This window comes from Roseateles sp. (genome assembly GCF_046300915.1).
Classification (GTDB): Bacteria; Pseudomonadota; Gammaproteobacteria; order Burkholderiales; family Burkholderiaceae_C; genus Kinneretia.
Genome location: NZ_JBKCLH010000202.1, coordinates 19,140 through 34,120 on the forward strand (window position 1 = coordinate 19,140; position 14,981 = coordinate 34,120).

The 14,981-nt window shown below is 67.6% G+C and carries 14 protein-coding genes and 2 riboswitches; of the genes, 5 read left to right on the forward strand and 9 right to left on the reverse strand.

What is annotated here, in order from left to right; genetic code table 11:
- Nucleotides 1–69: 69 nt before the first annotated feature.
- The 3 genes from ACK5F2_RS15425 to ACK5F2_RS15435 all read right to left on the reverse strand — a co-directional run bounded on the left by ACK5F2_RS15425 (nucleotide 70) and on the right by ACK5F2_RS15435 (nucleotide 3,079).
- Nucleotides 70–1,389 carry an ATP-binding protein gene (locus ACK5F2_RS15425; protein WP_409866122.1) on the reverse strand — a complete coding sequence of 440 codons (1,320 nt, stop codon included), beginning with the start codon at nucleotides 1,387–1,389 and terminating at the stop codon, nucleotides 70–72.
- Nucleotides 1,386–2,045, reverse strand: coding sequence for a response regulator (locus ACK5F2_RS15430; protein ID WP_409866124.1), 660 nt, complete (start codon nucleotides 2,043–2,045; stop codon nucleotides 1,386–1,388). The genes ACK5F2_RS15425 and ACK5F2_RS15430 overlap by 4 nt, the downstream gene beginning before the upstream one ends.
- Before the next feature lie 71 nt (nucleotides 2,046–2,116).
- Nucleotides 2,117–3,079, reverse strand: a complete 963-nt coding sequence (locus ACK5F2_RS15435; protein ID WP_409866127.1) for a Bug family tripartite tricarboxylate transporter substrate binding protein — start codon at nucleotides 3,077–3,079, stop codon at nucleotides 2,117–2,119.
- Between the two features lie 174 nt (nucleotides 3,080–3,253).
- Nucleotides 3,254–3,358, forward strand: a riboswitch (glycine riboswitch).
- A 9-nt stretch (nucleotides 3,359–3,367) separates the two neighbouring features.
- Nucleotides 3,368–3,477, forward strand: a riboswitch (glycine riboswitch).
- Between the two features lie 56 nt (nucleotides 3,478–3,533).
- Between ACK5F2_RS15435 and gcvT the strand changes: the two genes are divergently transcribed.
- The 4 genes from gcvT to ACK5F2_RS15455 all read left to right on the forward strand — a co-directional run bounded on the left by gcvT (nucleotide 3,534) and on the right by ACK5F2_RS15455 (nucleotide 9,434).
- On the forward strand, nucleotides 3,534–4,652 hold the full coding sequence (gene gcvT, locus ACK5F2_RS15440) for a glycine cleavage system aminomethyltransferase GcvT (RefSeq protein WP_409866130.1): 1,119 nt from the start codon (nucleotides 3,534–3,536) through the stop codon (nucleotides 4,650–4,652).
- Nucleotides 4,653–4,692: 40 nt separating this feature from the next.
- Complete coding sequence (gene gcvH / locus ACK5F2_RS15445) at nucleotides 4,693–5,067, forward strand: glycine cleavage system protein GcvH (RefSeq protein ID WP_409866131.1); 375 nt, start codon at nucleotides 4,693–4,695, stop codon at nucleotides 5,065–5,067.
- Nucleotides 5,068–5,138: 71 nt separating this feature from the next.
- A complete protein-coding gene (gcvP, locus tag ACK5F2_RS15450) occupies nucleotides 5,139–8,024 on the forward strand; it encodes an aminomethyl-transferring glycine dehydrogenase (protein WP_409866133.1) in 2,886 nt (961 codons plus the stop codon).
- Between the two features lie 21 nt (nucleotides 8,025–8,045).
- On the forward strand, nucleotides 8,046–9,434 hold the full coding sequence (locus ACK5F2_RS15455) for an L-serine ammonia-lyase (protein ID WP_409866136.1): 1,389 nt from the start codon (nucleotides 8,046–8,048) through the stop codon (nucleotides 9,432–9,434).
- A 12-nt stretch (nucleotides 9,435–9,446) separates the two neighbouring features.
- Here the strand turns inward: ACK5F2_RS15455 and ACK5F2_RS15460 are convergent, their stop codons facing one another.
- From ACK5F2_RS15460 to ACK5F2_RS15485, 6 genes are all read right to left on the reverse strand, one after another.
- Nucleotides 9,447–10,130 carry an RES family NAD+ phosphorylase gene (locus ACK5F2_RS15460; protein ID WP_409866138.1) on the reverse strand — a complete coding sequence of 228 codons (684 nt, stop codon included), beginning with the start codon at nucleotides 10,128–10,130 and terminating at the stop codon, nucleotides 9,447–9,449.
- Nucleotides 10,127–10,552: an antitoxin Xre/MbcA/ParS toxin-binding domain-containing protein gene (locus ACK5F2_RS15465; RefSeq protein WP_409866140.1), complete on the reverse strand. Its 426-nt coding sequence runs from the start codon at nucleotides 10,550–10,552 to the stop codon at nucleotides 10,127–10,129. The genes ACK5F2_RS15460 and ACK5F2_RS15465 overlap by 4 nt, the downstream gene beginning before the upstream one ends.
- 120 nt (nucleotides 10,553–10,672) lie before the next feature.
- Nucleotides 10,673–11,686, reverse strand: a complete 1,014-nt coding sequence (locus tag ACK5F2_RS15470; protein WP_409866150.1) for a TRAP transporter substrate-binding protein — start codon at nucleotides 11,684–11,686, stop codon at nucleotides 10,673–10,675.
- Nucleotides 11,687–11,727: 41 nt separating this feature from the next.
- A complete protein-coding gene (locus tag ACK5F2_RS15475; RefSeq protein WP_409866143.1) occupies nucleotides 11,728–13,020 on the reverse strand; it encodes a TRAP transporter large permease in 1,293 nt (430 codons plus the stop codon).
- A 30-nt stretch (nucleotides 13,021–13,050) separates the two neighbouring features.
- Complete coding sequence (locus tag ACK5F2_RS15480; protein ID WP_409866145.1) at nucleotides 13,051–13,536, reverse strand: TRAP transporter small permease; 486 nt, start codon at nucleotides 13,534–13,536, stop codon at nucleotides 13,051–13,053.
- Nucleotides 13,529–14,041, reverse strand: coding sequence for a gluconokinase (locus ACK5F2_RS15485; protein ID WP_409866147.1), 513 nt, complete (start codon nucleotides 14,039–14,041; stop codon nucleotides 13,529–13,531). The genes ACK5F2_RS15480 and ACK5F2_RS15485 overlap by 8 nt, the downstream gene beginning before the upstream one ends.
- A gap of 178 nt (nucleotides 14,042–14,219) precedes the next feature.
- Between ACK5F2_RS15485 and ACK5F2_RS15490 the strand changes: the two genes are divergently transcribed.
- Nucleotides 14,220–14,981: LacI family DNA-binding transcriptional regulator (locus tag ACK5F2_RS15490; protein ID WP_409866149.1), on the forward strand; the 762-nt coding region annotated here is incomplete at its 3' end.

Here is a 14,981-nt window from a genome sequence, read left to right on the forward strand (position 1 = left end):
GTGATTGGGATGGCTCCACTGTGAGGCCCCTGACTTAGAGGGCACTTAAGCCGGCGCCGCGGCAAGGGCTCAGGTCTTGTTGAAGACCAGGTCCACGCGCAGGCCGCCCAGGGCCTCGGAGCGCTCCAGCTGCAAATGGGCTGCGTGGCGCTCGGCAATGGTCTTGACGATGGCCAGGCCCAGACCGCTGCCGCCCGCCTGGGTCTGGGCGGCCGCGCTGCGGTAGAAGCGGTCAAACACCCGCTCTCGCTCCTCGGGCGCAATGCCCGGTCCGCTGTCCTCGATGCGCAGGCGGGCGCGCTCGCCCTCGTCCAGCAGCAGCACATCGACCTTGCCGCCCTCGGGGCTGTACTTGATGGCGTTGTCCAGCAGATTGCGCAGCAGCACGGCCAGGGCATCGGGCCAGCCCATGATCTGCACGGCGTCGGCACGCAGCAGCCCGAGGTCAATGCCGCGGGCCTGCGCCGCGCCCACCTGCTCGGCCAGCACGCGCCGCAGCAGCGGCTCCAGGGCCAGCGCCTGGGCCGTGCCCCGCCCCGACTCCTGGCGCGCCAGCAGGAGCAGCTGTTCCACCAGATGGCTGGCACGGTCCACGCCAGCCGCCAAGCGACTGCGTGCCTGGGCGCGTGCAGCTTCGTCACCAGCACGCTGCAGGCCCTCGATCTGCAGCTTGAGGGCGGTGAGCGGCGAGCGCAGCTCATGCGCCGCATCGGCCACGAAATGCTGCTGCGCCTCGAAGGCCTGGCGCATGCGCTCCAAAAGGGAGTTGAGCTCGCGAACCAGGGGGCGGATTTCCACCGGCAAACCATGCTCGCTCACCGCCGTGAGATCTTCCGCCGCACGTTGCGAGAGCTGGCGTCGCACCCGCTCCACGGGCGCCAGCGATTGCCGAATCACCCAGCCCACTACCAGCAACAGCACCGGCAGCACCAGGGCAATCGGCGTGATGGTGCGCCATGCCAGGCGGCTGGCCAGGCGCTCACGCACCGCCAGCTCCTGGGCCACCTGCACGACCTGTCCGCCGGTCTGCATGGAGAGTACGCGGTAGGCCCGGCCATCCTCGCCCATCACGTCGGCAAAGCCCATGACGGCGCGCTGGGGCAGGCGGGCCCGAGGCGGCGGGGCAAAGAGCTGCAGGCCGTCCAGGCTCCAGCCCTGGATGATGAGCTCCAGCTCTTCGGGCATCACATGGCGGGCACCGGGTGTCGCACCGCTGATGGACAGTGCCGTCTGCTGCATCTGGTAATCGAAGATGGCATCGGCCTCGGCCAGGGCGGTGCGGTAGGCCGAGACGCCCTGCAGCAGAGCCGCCAGGCAGACCGCGCCCAGCACGAAGAGCATGAGGCGCCGCCTGAGCGAGGGGGCCCTGTCGCGCAGCGGCTCGCTCATTGCTTGGGCACCAGATAGCCCAGGCCGCGCACGTTCTGGATCAGACCGGCGCCCAGCTTTTTGCGCAAGCCGTGGATATAGACCTCCACCGCATTGCTGCTGATCTCGTCCTTCCAGCTATAGAGTTTTTCCTCCAGCTGCTGGCGCGAGACCACCCGGCCTGGTCGCGCCACCAGCGGCTCCAGCACCGCCCATTCGCGCGCCGTCAGCTGCACCGGCTGGCCATGCACCGAGGCCTCATGCGTGGCGGGATTCAGCACCACCCCCATATGCTCATACACCGGCTCGGCCACGCCCTGAGCGCGGCGCAGCTGGGCGCGGATGCGGGCCAGCAGCTCGTCCAGCTCGAAGGGCTTGATCACATAGTCGTCAGCACCCGCGTCCAGCCCCTCGATGCGCTGGGCCAGGGCGTCGCGCGCGGTGGCGATCAGCACCGGCAGGCGCTGCTTGCGAGCGCGCAGGGCGCGCAGCACCGAGAGCCCGTCACGCTTGGGCAGGCCCAGGTCCAGCAAGAGCAGGTCGTAGCTCTGGGATTGCAGGGCGGCGTCGGCCAACTCGCCGTCGCGCACCCAGTCCACCGCATAGCCTTCGGCGCGCAGCAGGTCCAGCAGCTGCTCGCCAATCATCGCGTCGTCTTCCACCAGCAGTAGGCGCATGCGCCTATTCTCGCCCGCGGATTTGCCTCCAGGCTTAGACCCCGCTTAAGCCGGGCGCCCCACGAGGGCGCTCAGGCCTTGAGCTTGAGCATATGAACCACGACCCGGGCTGTGGTCATCTCGGACTCGACGAAGCTGCGGAAATCGCTGCCCGCGCGGTAGGCCCCCACCCAGTCATTGCGGCGCAGCAGCTCGGTCCAGTCGGGCGAACGGGCGCCACGCTCGACCAGGCTCGCCAGGGCCTGGCTCTGGGCTTCGCTGATGCCGGCCGGCGCGAAGAGGCCGCGCCAGTTCGCCAGATCCGTGTCGATGCCGCCCTCGCGCAGGGCGGGCAGACCATAGCGTGAGCGGCGCGAACTCACGGCCAGCGCCCGGATGCTGCCGGCGGCCATGGCATTGCGGAACTCGCTGTAGCCGGAGATGCCGATCTGGGCCTTGCCTTCGGTCAGGGCGCGGACCGCGTCATTGCCGCTGCTGGTGGCCAGATAGCTGTAGTTGTCGGGGTTGCCGCGGCGTGCGCGCAGCATCATGCCCAGCAGCATATGGTCCACCCCACCGGCGGAGCCGCCGACCACGGTGGCCTTGTAGTCGGGACGCCCCAGGGCCTCGGCCAGATCCTTGAGGCTGCGCAGGGGCGAGCTGGCGGGCACCGCCACCACCATATAGTCGCTGGTCAGACCGGCGATCGGATTGAGCTGGCTGAGCTCGACCTTGGGCCGGTGCAGGGCCACGCCGCCCAGCAGCACGAGGCCACCCACCATCAGGGTATTGGGCGTGCTGGCATAACGCTCGACGAACTGGGCCAGGCCCACGGTGCCGGCCTTGCCACCGATGTTCTCGTACTGGACGCGCTCGACCAGCTTGGCGCTTTGCAGCGCGGCGCCGAAGGCGCGCCCCGTCTGGTCCCAGCCGCCGCCCGGGTTGGCGGGAATGACGATGCGCAGCTCGGGCAGGGGCTCGCTTTTCTGGGCCCAGGCGCTTGCGGTGCACAGGCCGGCTCCCGCGCCGATCAGAATTTGACGTCGTTGCAGCATGGCGTGTCTCCCTTGTCTTGTTCGTGAAAAGTTGGCAAAAGAGCGGCGAGTCTAGGCGCCGGCTTGCGCCGCAGCCGCCGCGCCCGGCACAAAGGCGCCGAGGCCGTGCAATCCTTGGCACTCTGCAACCCGGCTCAAGAAGCTTGCCCGCCTCCCCGCAATCCATGGCTACAATGCGCCCCGTCAGGAGAGAGCTTGCTCGCGCGAGCCGCCGAAGGCGCAGTGGCACCGGTTGATCCCACGCTGCGAACGCTCAGGCAAAAGGACTGACAAGACGCTCCGACCCGAGCGTTCCTCACTGGAGAGAGGCGGACCTCTGAGTCCGTCCACCGAAGGGGCAAGCTTCTGGCGATACGCCGGGTGCCAATCTCTCAGGTAAAGCGGACAGCGAGGGCATATCCCCCACTCCCACACCGGGAGTGGCCATCAGATAATGCCCTCGGAGTTTCTCCCCATGTCCGCCGCCGAACTTCTCAAGACCCCGCTGCACGCGCTGCACCTCGAACTCGGCGCCAAGATGGTGCCCTTCGGCGGCTATGACATGCCGGTGCAATACCCTCTGGGGCTGATGGGCGAGCACAAGCACACCCGCGCTGCCGCCGGCCTCTTCGATGTCTCGCACATGGGCCAGGTGCGCCTGGTGGGCGCCGACGCCGCCGCCGCGCTGGAAACCCTGGTGCCGGTGGACATCGTGGACCTGGGCGTGTTCAAGCAGCGCTACGCCCTCTTCACCAATGAGCAGGGCGGCATCCTGGACGATCTGATGGTCTGCCGCCGCCCCGACGACCTGTTCGTGGTGGTCAACGCCGGCTGCAAGGCGCAGGACATCGCGCATCTGCAGGCCAAGATCGGCGGCCGCTGCGAGGTCATTCCCATGCCCGAGCAGGCCCTGCTGGCCCTGCAAGGCCCCGAGGCCGTGACCGTGCTCTCGCGCCTGAACCCGGCCGTGGCCCAGCTCACCTTCATGACCGGCGGCTTCTTCGAGCTGGACGGCATTCCCACCTTCCTGACCCGCTCCGGCTACACCGGCGAGGACGGCTACGAGATCTCGGTCCACCAGGACCAGGCCGAGACCCTGGCCCGCAAGCTGCTGGCTCATGCCGAAGTCAAGCCCATCGGCCTGGGCGCGCGCGACTCGCTGCGCCTGGAAGCCGGCCTGTGCCTCTACGGCCATGACATCGACACCGGCACCACCCCGGTGGAAGCCAGCCTGACCTGGGCCATCCAGAAGGTGCGCCGCGCCGGTGGCGCGCGTGCCGGCGGCTACCCCGGCGCCGCGGTGATCGACCAGCAACTGGCCGAGGGCGCCGCCCGCAAGCGCGTGGGCCTCATCAGCAACGAACGCATGCCGGTGCGCGAAGGCGCCAAGCTGGTGGATGCCAGCGGCGCCGAGGTGGGCGTGGTCACCAGCGGCACCGTGGGCCCCACCGTGGGCAAGCCGGTGGCCCTGGCCTATGTGGCCAAGGAGCACGCTGCCCTGGGCACCGAGCTCTTCGCCCTGGTCCGCGACAAGCGCACGCCCATGACCGTGAGCGCCACGCCCTTCACGCCCAACCGTTACTACCGCGGCTGATTTGCCAGCCCTTTCCTTCCATCTTTCTACGGAGCCCCATATGAGCATCAAGTACACCGCCGACCACGAATGGGTCCAGATCGAAGGCGACGGCAGCGTCACCGTGGGCATCACGGTCCATGCGCAGGACGCCCTGGGTGATGTGGTCTTCGTGGACCTGCCCGAGGTGGGCAAGAGCTTTGCCGCCAAGGACGTGGCCGGCGTGGTGGAGTCCGTGAAGGCCGCCGCCGATGTGTACATGCCCGTCAGCGGCGAGATCACCGCGGTCAATGAAGAACTGCGCAATGACCCCGCCCTGGCCAATAGCGACCCGCTCAAGGCCGGCTGGTTCTTCAAGGTCAAGCTGGCCAACCCGGCCGAGCTGGACGGCCTGATGGACGCCACCGCCTACGACGAGCTGGTCAAGAACAGCTGATCCATTCCGCCGACCCAGTGTCGCGAAGACGGGCACAGCGGGTGCCCGTTGTTGTATCCCGAGGAACTCCCATGTTGATGTCTGCGCACCCGTCCCTGTCCGAGCTGGAAAACGCCGCCGAATTCCAGGCCCGTCATATCGGCCCCGATGCCGCCGATGAGGCAGCCATGCTGTCCGTGATCGGCCAGGCCTCGCGCCGCGCCCTGATCGAGGCGGTGGTGCCGGCCAGCATCAAGCGCAGCGTGGGCATGGACCTGCCGGCCGCCCTGAGCGAGGCTCAGGCCCTGGCCGAGCTCAAGACCGTGGCTCAGCAGAACCAGCTGCTCAAGAGCTTCATCGGCCAGGGCTACTACGGCACGCTGACGCCGGGCGTCATCCTGCGCAACATCCTCGAGAACCCCGCCTGGTACACCGCCTACACGCCCTACCAGGCCGAGATTTCCCAGGGCCGCATGGAAGCCCTGGTGAACTTCCAGACCATGGTCACCGACCTCACGGGCATGGCCATTGCCAACGCCTCCATGCTGGACGAGGCCACCGCCGCCGCCGAGGCCATGACCCTGGCCGCCCGCGTGGGCAAGAGCAAGAGCCAGGTCTTCTTCGTGGCCGACGACGTGCTGCCCCAGACCCTGGAAGTCATCCGCACCCGCGCCGAGCCCCTGGGCATCACGGTGCAGGTGGGCCGTGCCGAAGACGCCGGCAAGAGCGAGTGCTTTGCGGCCCTGGTGCAGTACCCGGGCGTCAATGGCGAGATCCGCCCGCTGCAGACGATTGCCGACGCGGTGCACGCCCAGGGTGGCCTGCTGATTGCGGCCGCTGATCTGCTGGCCCTGGCCCTGATCAAGGCCCCGGGCGAGCAAGGCGCGGACATCGCCGTGGGCACCACCCAGCGCTTCGGCATGCCCATGGGCAATGGTGGCCCGCACGCCGCCTATATGGCCTGCAAGGACGAGTTCAAGCGCAGCCTGCCCGGCCGTCTGGTGGGCGTGAGCGTGGACAGCCATGGCAAGCCCGCCTACCGCCTGGCCCTGCAGACCCGCGAGCAGCACATCCGCCGCGAGAAGGCCACCTCCAACATCTGTACCGCCCAGGTGCTGCCGGCCGTCGTGGCCAGCATGTACGCCGTCTACCACGGCCCGCAAGGCCTCAAGCGCATTGCCCAGCGCGTGGCCAGCTACACCGCCATCCTGGCCAAGCTGCTGGGTGAGCGCGTGGCCAACCGCAGCGCCTTCGACACCCTGGAAGTGAAGACCGGCGGCGACACCACCGCCGTGCTGGCCGCCGCCGTGGCCGCGGGCATGAACTTCCGCCGCGCCAGCGAGACCAGCGTCTCCATCTCGCTGGACGAGACCAGCACCCGTGCCGATCTGCTGGCTGTGCTGGCCGTGTTTGGTGTCAAGGCCGATCTGGCCGAGTTCGACAAGGGCATCGCTGCCCTGATCCCGGCCGAGCTGGTGCGCGCCAGCGCCTACCTGAGCCACCCGGTCTTCAACACCCACCACTCCGAGACCGAGATGCTGCGCTATATCCGCGCCCTCTCGGACAAGGACCTGGCCCTGGACCGCAGCATGATCCCGCTGGGCTCCTGCACCATGAAGCTGAACGCGACCAGCGAGATGATCCCCATCACCTGGCCCGAGTTCGCCCACATCCACCCCTTTGCCCCGCGCGAGCAGCTCAAGGGCTATGAGCTGCTGAACGAGCAGCTCACCGCCTGGCTGTGCCAGGCCACGGGCTATGCCGGCATCAGCCTGCAGCCCAATGCCGGTTCGCAGGGCGAGTACGCCGGCCTGCTGGCCATCAAGGCCTATCACGAGTCGCGCGGCGAAGGCCATCGCAAGATCTGCCTGATCCCCGAATCCGCCCACGGCACCAACCCCGCCTCGGCCCAGATGGTGGGCATGCAGGTGGTGGTGACCAAGTGCGATAAGGAAGGCAATATCGACCTGGCCGACCTCAAGGCCAAGTGCGAGCTGCACAGCGCCCATCTCGCGGCCATCATGATCACCTACCCCTCCACCTACGGCGTGTTCGACACCCATGTGAAGGAGATCTGCGCCCTGGTGAAGAGCCATGGCGGCCGTGTCTATGTGGACGGCGCGAACATGAACGCCCTGGTGGGCGTGGCAGCGCCCGGCGAGTTCGGCGGCGATGTCTCGCACCTGAACCTGCACAAGACCTTCTGCATCCCCCACGGCGGTGGCGGCCCGGGCGTGGGTCCGGTCTGCGTGGTGGCCGATCTGGTGCCCTTCCTGCCGGCGCACCGCTCGGCCGGCATCGGCGCCGCCAGCAATATCGGCGCCGTCTCGGCCGCGCCCCTGGGCAATGCCGCGGTGCTGCCCATCAGCTGGATGTATGTGCGCATGATGGGCGCCGAGGGCCTGACGGCCGCCACCGAGGTGGCCATCCTCTCGGCCAACTATGTGGCCGCCCGCCTGTCCGGGCATTACGACATCCACTACAGCGGCAATATCGCCGGCGTGAAGGGCGGTGGCGTGGCGCACGAGTGCATCCTGGATCTGCGTCCGCTCAAGGACACGAGCGGCGTGAGCGCCGAGGACGTGGCCAAGCGCCTGATCGACTACGGCTTCCACGCGCCCACCCTCTCCTTCCCGGTGGCCGGCACCCTGATGGTGGAGCCCACCGAGAGCGAATCCAAGTTCGAGCTGGACCGCTTCTGCGACGCCATGATCGCCATCCGCGGCGAGATCGCCAAGGTGGAAAGCGGCGCCTGGACCCGCGAGGACAATCCCCTGGTCAACGCGCCGCACACCGCCGAGAGCCTGCTCAAGAGCGAGTGGACGCATGGCTATGGCCGTGAGGATGCCGCCTACCCGGTGGCCTCGCTGCGCCAGCAGAAGTACTGGGTGCCGGTGGGCCGCGTGGACAATGTCTACGGCGACCGCAACCTGTTCTGCTCCTGCGTGCCCCTCTCCGAGTACAAGGACCAGGCCTGATAGGCCCGAGGAGCGCCGACCATGGCCGTTTCCGTTTTCGACCTGTTCAAGATCGGCATCGGCCCGTCGAGCTCCCACACTGTGGGGCCGATGCGCGCGGCGCGTCTCTTCGGCCTGCGGCTCAAGCACGAGGGTCTGCTGGCGCAGACTGCGCGCGTGCAGGTCATCCTCTACGGCAGCCTGGGCGCCACCGGCAAGGGCCACGGCAGCGACAAGGCGGTGCTGCTGGGCCTGGCCGGCCATGAGCCCGACACGGTGGACGTGGAGGCCATCCCGGCCCTGCTCGATGAGATCCGCGCCGGCGCCCTGAACCTGATCGGCGAGCACGCCCTGCGCTTTGACGAGGCCAAGGACCTGGTCTTCAAGCGCCGCGAGTCCCTGCCCTTCCATGCCAACGGCATGCGCTGCCTGGCCTTCGATGCCGATGGCCAGGAAATCGCCAACCGCGTCTACTACTCGGTGGGCGGCGGCTTTGTGGTCAGCGACGAGGTGGCCGCTGACGGCTCCAAGCAGAAGGTGATCGCGCCCGACGCCACCGTGCTGCCCTACCCCTTCAAGACCGGCGACGAGTTGCTGGCCCTGACCCGCGAACACGGCATCTCCATCGCCGAAGTCATGCGCCGCAACGAGCGGCATTGGCGTTCCGACGAGGAGACCCGCGAGGGTCTGCTCAAGATCTGGCGCGTGATGCAGGACTGCGTGGCCCGCGGCTGCAGGACCGAGGGCATCTTGCCCGGCGGCTTCAAGGTCAAGCGTCGGGCAGCGCAACTGCATCGGGACCTTACCGCCAACCCCGAGGCCGCGCTGCGCGACCCGCTGCAGGTGATGGACTGGGTCAATCTCTATGCCCTGGCCGTCAACGAGGAAAACGCCGCCGGCGGCCGCGTGGTCACCGCGCCCACCAATGGCGCGGCCGGCATCGTGCCCGCCGTGCTGCACTACTACTCGCGCTTTGTGCACAACGCCAATGACGAGGGTGTGGTCGACTTTCTGCTCACCGCCGCCGCCATCGGCATCCTCTACAAGGAAAACGCCTCCATCTCCGGCGCCGAGGTCGGCTGTCAGGGCGAGGTGGGCGTGGCCTGCTCCATGGCCGCCGCGGCCCTGTGCCAGGTTATGGGCGGCACGCCCGAGCAGGTGGAGAACGCCGCCGAGATCGGCATGGAGCACCATCTGGGCCTGACCTGCGACCCCGTGGGCGGCCTGGTGCAGATTCCCTGCATCGAGCGCAATGCCATCGCCTCGGTCAAGGCCATCAACGCCGCCCGCATGGCCCTGCGCGGCGACGGCACGCACTTTGTGAGCCTGGACAAGGTCATCAAGACCATGCGCGACACCGGCGCCGACATGATGACCAAGTACAAGGAAACCGCGCGCGGCGGCCTGGCGGTCAATATCGTCGAGTGCTGAGCTGGGACAGCCCTAGAGGCTGTGCAGTTCGGACTTCAGATACCAGGCGGCAATGCGCTGGCCATCCCAGACCAGGCTCACATGCTCGGCCTGGCGGGCCGGGGGCTGGGTTGCGCGCGGCGTGAACAGGGCCACACAGCTACCGCCGGGCCGGCGCACGCTGTCGTAGGCCATACCCAGCGCGCCAGCCGCGCGCTGCTCACGGGCAAAACGCTGCGAGGCTTGGTAGCTCTGCGCGTCGTGCAGCTCGCCGCCTTGCCCACGCACATCCAGCAAACGAGCCCGCACCGTGACCCGGTAACAGCGCAGATCCAGCTCCAGCGGCGGCTCGGAGGTACTGGCGAGGAAACGTGCCCGGTGGTGGCTGACCTCGGCCACCGCCGTCTCCAGCGACTCCGCCGCGTAATAGACGCCATAGCTGCCGTCCGAAAAGCGCGAGCCCTCGGGATTGAGATGGGTGAAGGCCGCCATGATGGCGCTGGTGCCGGGCCCGCTGATGCGCTCGGCCGGTGGCACCAGGCTCAGCTCGCCCACCTGCTGGCGCAGGCGCGGATTGCCCAGAGCCTCAATGGCAAGGACGATGTCCAGGTCGGCCGGTGTGGCCACCTGCTCGAAAAGACTGACGGGCGGGAAGCGGCTGGGGATCAACCGGCAGCTGTCGGGCCAGAAAAGATCGGCCTCGGACGCCGCGCTCAAGCCCAGCCCCCGCGCTGGGCATCCAGGTACTGGCGCACCGCATAGAGATCGGACACCTGCCCGCCCAGCATTCGCTCCAGGGCCGTGCCGCCGCCAAACAGCGGGGCGCTGTTGGCGCGGCGAATCCAGGCGTTGGCCCGTTCAGGCAGGGGCAGCAGGATCTGCAGCGCGGCGTAGGTGCCAAAGAGATGGGAGAGGCGCTCCAGGGTGGCGCCGTCCAGACCGCGCCTGATGCGCCCCGCTTTCCAGTCAAAGAAGGTGGTGCGGCCGCAGCCCAGCAGGCGCTGCTGCTCTTCATTGCTCAGACCCCAGGCCTGGGCGATATTGAAGAAGGTGCGCAGCCCCGCAGCCGCGGCGGCCGGAGACGCCAGGTCGTAGGCCGGGACGGCCGCCTCCCGGGCTTGGTGTGCGCTGAGTGCCATCGGGATGCCTCCAACAGATCTGCCCCTGATGGCGCTCAGTGTAAGTCCATTAAAGAACTTTTTCCATGTAAAAGTTCGAAATAGAACTCATCATCGAACCCGGCCTCCGCCAGGACCGACTTACTTCTTGGCGCGAATCTTGGCCAACTCGGCCTGGGCCTCGTTCCACAACTCCATGCCCACCTGGGTGGCCACGGTGGCGTTGATGCGGGTGAGCTTGTCGCGCATGCGGGCGGTCTCGGCGGGGCTCAGCTCGGTGATCTGCATGCCCTTGGCCTTGAGATCGGCGAGTGCACGGGCGGCCTCCTCGCGGGTGTCCTTGCGCTCGAAGTCGCGGCTCACCACGGCAGCCTTCTGCAGCACGGCGCGCTCGTCCTTGGACAGACCGTCCCAGAACTTCTTGCTGACGGTCACGATCCAGGGCGCGTAGACGTGATTGGTCACGGTCAGGTACTTCTGCACCTCATAGAACTTGGCCGAGAGAATGGTGTTGTAGGGGTTCTCCTGCCCATCCACCGCCTTGGTTTCCAGCGCCGTGAAGAGCTCCGAGTACGGCAGGGGCACGGCATTGGCGCCCAGGGTTTTGAAGCTGTCCAGAAAGACATTGTTCTGCATCACACGCAGCTTGATGCCCTCCAGGTCCTCCAGCTTGGCCACAGGCCGCTTGTTGTTGGTGAGGTTGCGGAAGCCGTTTTCCCAATAGACCAGGCCCACCAGCCCCTTTTCTTGCAGCTTGGCCTTGATCTTCTCGCCCACGGGTCCGTCGAGCAGGGCGTCGGCTTCCTTGGTGTTGTTGATCAGGAAGGGCGTGTCCCACAGGGCCATCTCCTTGGTGATACCCACCAGGGTGGCGGTGGAGCCCACCATCATCTCCTGGGCACCGCCGATCAGGGCCTGCTGCATCTGGGTGTCAGGGCCCAGAGCGGCGCCACCGATGGCACGCACCTTCATCTTGCCGCCCGAGAGCTTTTCCACCTGCTCGGCGAAGACCTTGACCGCACGGCCCTGATTGCTGGCCTCGGCCAGACCATAGCCAAAGCGGATCAGTCGCGGCTTGATGTCCTGGGCCTGAGCCAGGGGAGCCAGTGCGGCCAGGGCCACGGCAGCCAGCAGGGTACGGCGAAGCGTCTTCATCATGGAGTCTCCTTGGTTGATTGAGCAGGGGCAGGGATTCGTCAGCGCATCCACGCCACGGGCGCGGTCACGATCTGGGGAAACACGACAAACAGGGCCAGGATCAATGCATAGGTGATCAGGAAGGGGTTCACGCCCCGGATCACCTGGTGCATGGTCAGACGCCCCACGCCGGCCACCACGTTCAGCACGGTGCCTACCGGCGGCGTGATCAGGCCGATGGCGCCGTTGAGCACGAACATCAGACCGAAATACACCGGATCGATGCCGGCCTTGACGGCGATGGGCAGCATCACGGGCGCAAAGATCAGGATGGTGGGGGTCAGGTCCAGCGCGGTGCCGATGATGACCAGCACAATCATCATCACGGCCATCAGCAGGCGCGGCGACTCGATCAGCCCACCCAGCCAACCGCTGAGCAGGCCGGGCAGATCCGCCAAGGTGATCATGTAGCTGGCCACCTGGGCACCTGCGCACAGGAACATCACGATGGCCGTGGTCTTGGCCGCGCGCACCAACACCTGGTGCAGCTGGGGCAGGCTGAGCTCACGATGGATGAACAGCGCCACCACCAGGGCGTAGAAGGCCGCCACAACGGCAGCCTCGGTGGGCGTGAACACGCCCGACTTCATGCCGCCGATGATGATCACCGGCATCAGGATGGCCCAGAAGGCCCGGCCGGTGGCACGCAGGCGTTCGACCAGCGGCAGCGCCGGCTCGCCCGGCAGGTCCAGCTGGCGCAGCGTGATCTTCCAGGCCACGATCAGGCCCAGGCCCATGATCAGGCCGGGCACGATGCCCGACAGGAAGAGCGCCGAGATCGAGGTATTGGTCGTCACGCCGTAGATGACGAAGGGCATGGACGGCGGAATGATGGGCGCGATGATGCCGCCCGAGGCGATCAGGCCGGCCGAGGTGTGCATGGGATAGCCATGCTGGCGCATCATGGGCAGCAGGATGGTGGCCAGGGCCGCGGTGTCGGCCAGGGCCGAGCCGCTCATGCTGGCCATCAGCACCGCAGCGCCAATCGCCACGAAACCCAGGCCGCCGTGGATATGCCCCACCCAGGCCTGGGCCATGCTGATGATGCGACGGCTGATGCCACCTGAATTCATCAGCTCGCCGGCCAGCACAAAGAAGGGCACGGCCAGCAGCGGAAAGCTGTCAATGCCTGCCACCAGGTTCTGGGCCAGCAGCTGGGTGTCCCAGAAGTCCAGGGCCCAGGCCATGCCCGCGCCGGTCAGCACCAGGGCGAAGGCCATGGGCATGCCGATGGCCATGAGCACCAGCATGCCGGCCGAGAACATCAGAAATGCGAGCGCTTCATTGCTCATGAGGGTCTTCTTTCTTGCTCAGCCCGTGGCTTACTCGACATCGACTTCATGCCCCAGATCCAGGGCCTCACCGCGGATCAGCTGCCACAGCGCCATCAGGGCGATGGCCACGGCGCACAGCAGGGCCGGTAGTGGCAGCAGGGCCATCGGATAGCCCAGCACCACCGAGTGGCTGTCCATGCCCACCACCACCTGCTGCCAGGCGCCCCAGGCCAGCAGGACGCAGGCCGTGATCACCGACAGCCGGATCAGCACCGTCATGGCTTGCAGCGCACGAGGCTTGCTGCGCAGGGGCAGCAAGAGGCTGGTGAAGGCCATGTGCTCGCCGCGCGGATAGGCAGCAGTGGCACCGACAAAGACCATCCAGACAAAGAGCAGCCGCGACAGCTCCTCACTGGCGGCAATGCCGCTGCCAAAGCCGTAGCGCAGCACCACGTTGACAAACACGGCCAAGGCCATCACGGCCAGACAGGCCGCCATGAGCGCATCGGTGCACTTGCGCAGGGTTTCATTCATGCTGGTTCTCCTTGTTCGAGCCCAGCCAGGCCAAGGCCTGCTGCAGCTGGGCCTCGGGGGCCTGCGCGGCCGGCACCGCCACGACGCCCGACTCGCCCATCGGCGACTCCAGGGCTGCAAACTGGCTGTCCACCAGGCTGGCCGGAAACAGGTGCTGGGCCGCGCGGGCCGCCACACGGCTCAGGGCCAGCTCACGCGAGATCTCGATGAAGACAAAGCCCAGATCCGGGCGTGCCGCGCGCAGGCGCTCACGATACGCCCGTTTCAGCGCCGAACAGGCCAGCACCACGCCTTGGGGATGGGCCTGGAGCTGACGGCCCAGCTCGTCCAGCCAGCCGGCGCGATCGGCGTCATCCAGCGCAATGCCCGCACGCATCTTGGCGATCGAGGCCGGCGCATGGAAGGCATCACCCTCCACATAGGTCCAGCCCAGCGCCTGCGCCAGGGCGGCACCCAGGCTGGACTTGCCGCAACCGGCCACACCCATCACCACCACTGCCTTCATTGGGATAGCGCTATCCAAATCAATCAAACAAAAGGTGGCGAGCTCAAGAGCCGGCACCACCCGATACACCAAATCGGCCTCCAGACCTCGGCTAGGGGCCGGCCCGGATGGCAAGACTATTGGATAGCGCTATCCTAGCGCCTCGTTACCATCGGGTTACATCAGGGAAACTACTGAAATGAGCGCATATGGCGGGGAAAACACCCCGGCTGCGGAACGAGGGGCGCGTCGGCGCCGCTCCAGCGGGCGGGTCACCTTGCAGGATGTCGCGCAGGCGGCCGGCGTCAGTCCCATCACCGTCTCCCGCGCCTTGCGAGGTGAGCGCGCCGTGGCGCCGGAGCTGGTGGCACGAGTGCAGGCCGCCGTCGCCCAGCTGGGCTATGTGCCCGACCCCGCGGCCCGTGCCCTGGCCTCCAGCCGCAGCTCCCAGGTGGCGGTGCTGATCCCCTTGCTCTCCAATGCCCTCTTCGTGGACCTGCTCGATGCGGTGCAGCGCAGCCTGCTGAGCGCCGGATACCAGACCCTGATCGGCGTCACCCACTACGACCCGGCCGAGGAAGAGGCCTTGTTGCGCAGCTATCTGCTGCATCGCCCGGCCGGCCTCATCGTCACCGGCTTTGACCGCAGCCCGGCCGCCGCCGAGCTGATCGCGGCCAGCGGCGTGCCCTGTGTGCATGTGATGGAAACCAGCCAGCGCGACGGGGTCTACAGCGTGGGCTTCTCCCAGAACGCCGCCGGCCGTGCCATGAGCGAGGCCTTGCTGGCACGCGGCCGGCGCCGCATTGCCTTTGCCGCGGCCCAGCTTGACCCGCGCACCCTGCAGCGCGCCGAGGGCTATCGGGCCGCCCTGCAAGCCGCCGGCTGCTACGACCCGACACTGGAGTTCCTGGACCCGGCGCCCTCCTCCCTGGCCCTGGGTGGCGCCTTGCTGGAGCGGGTG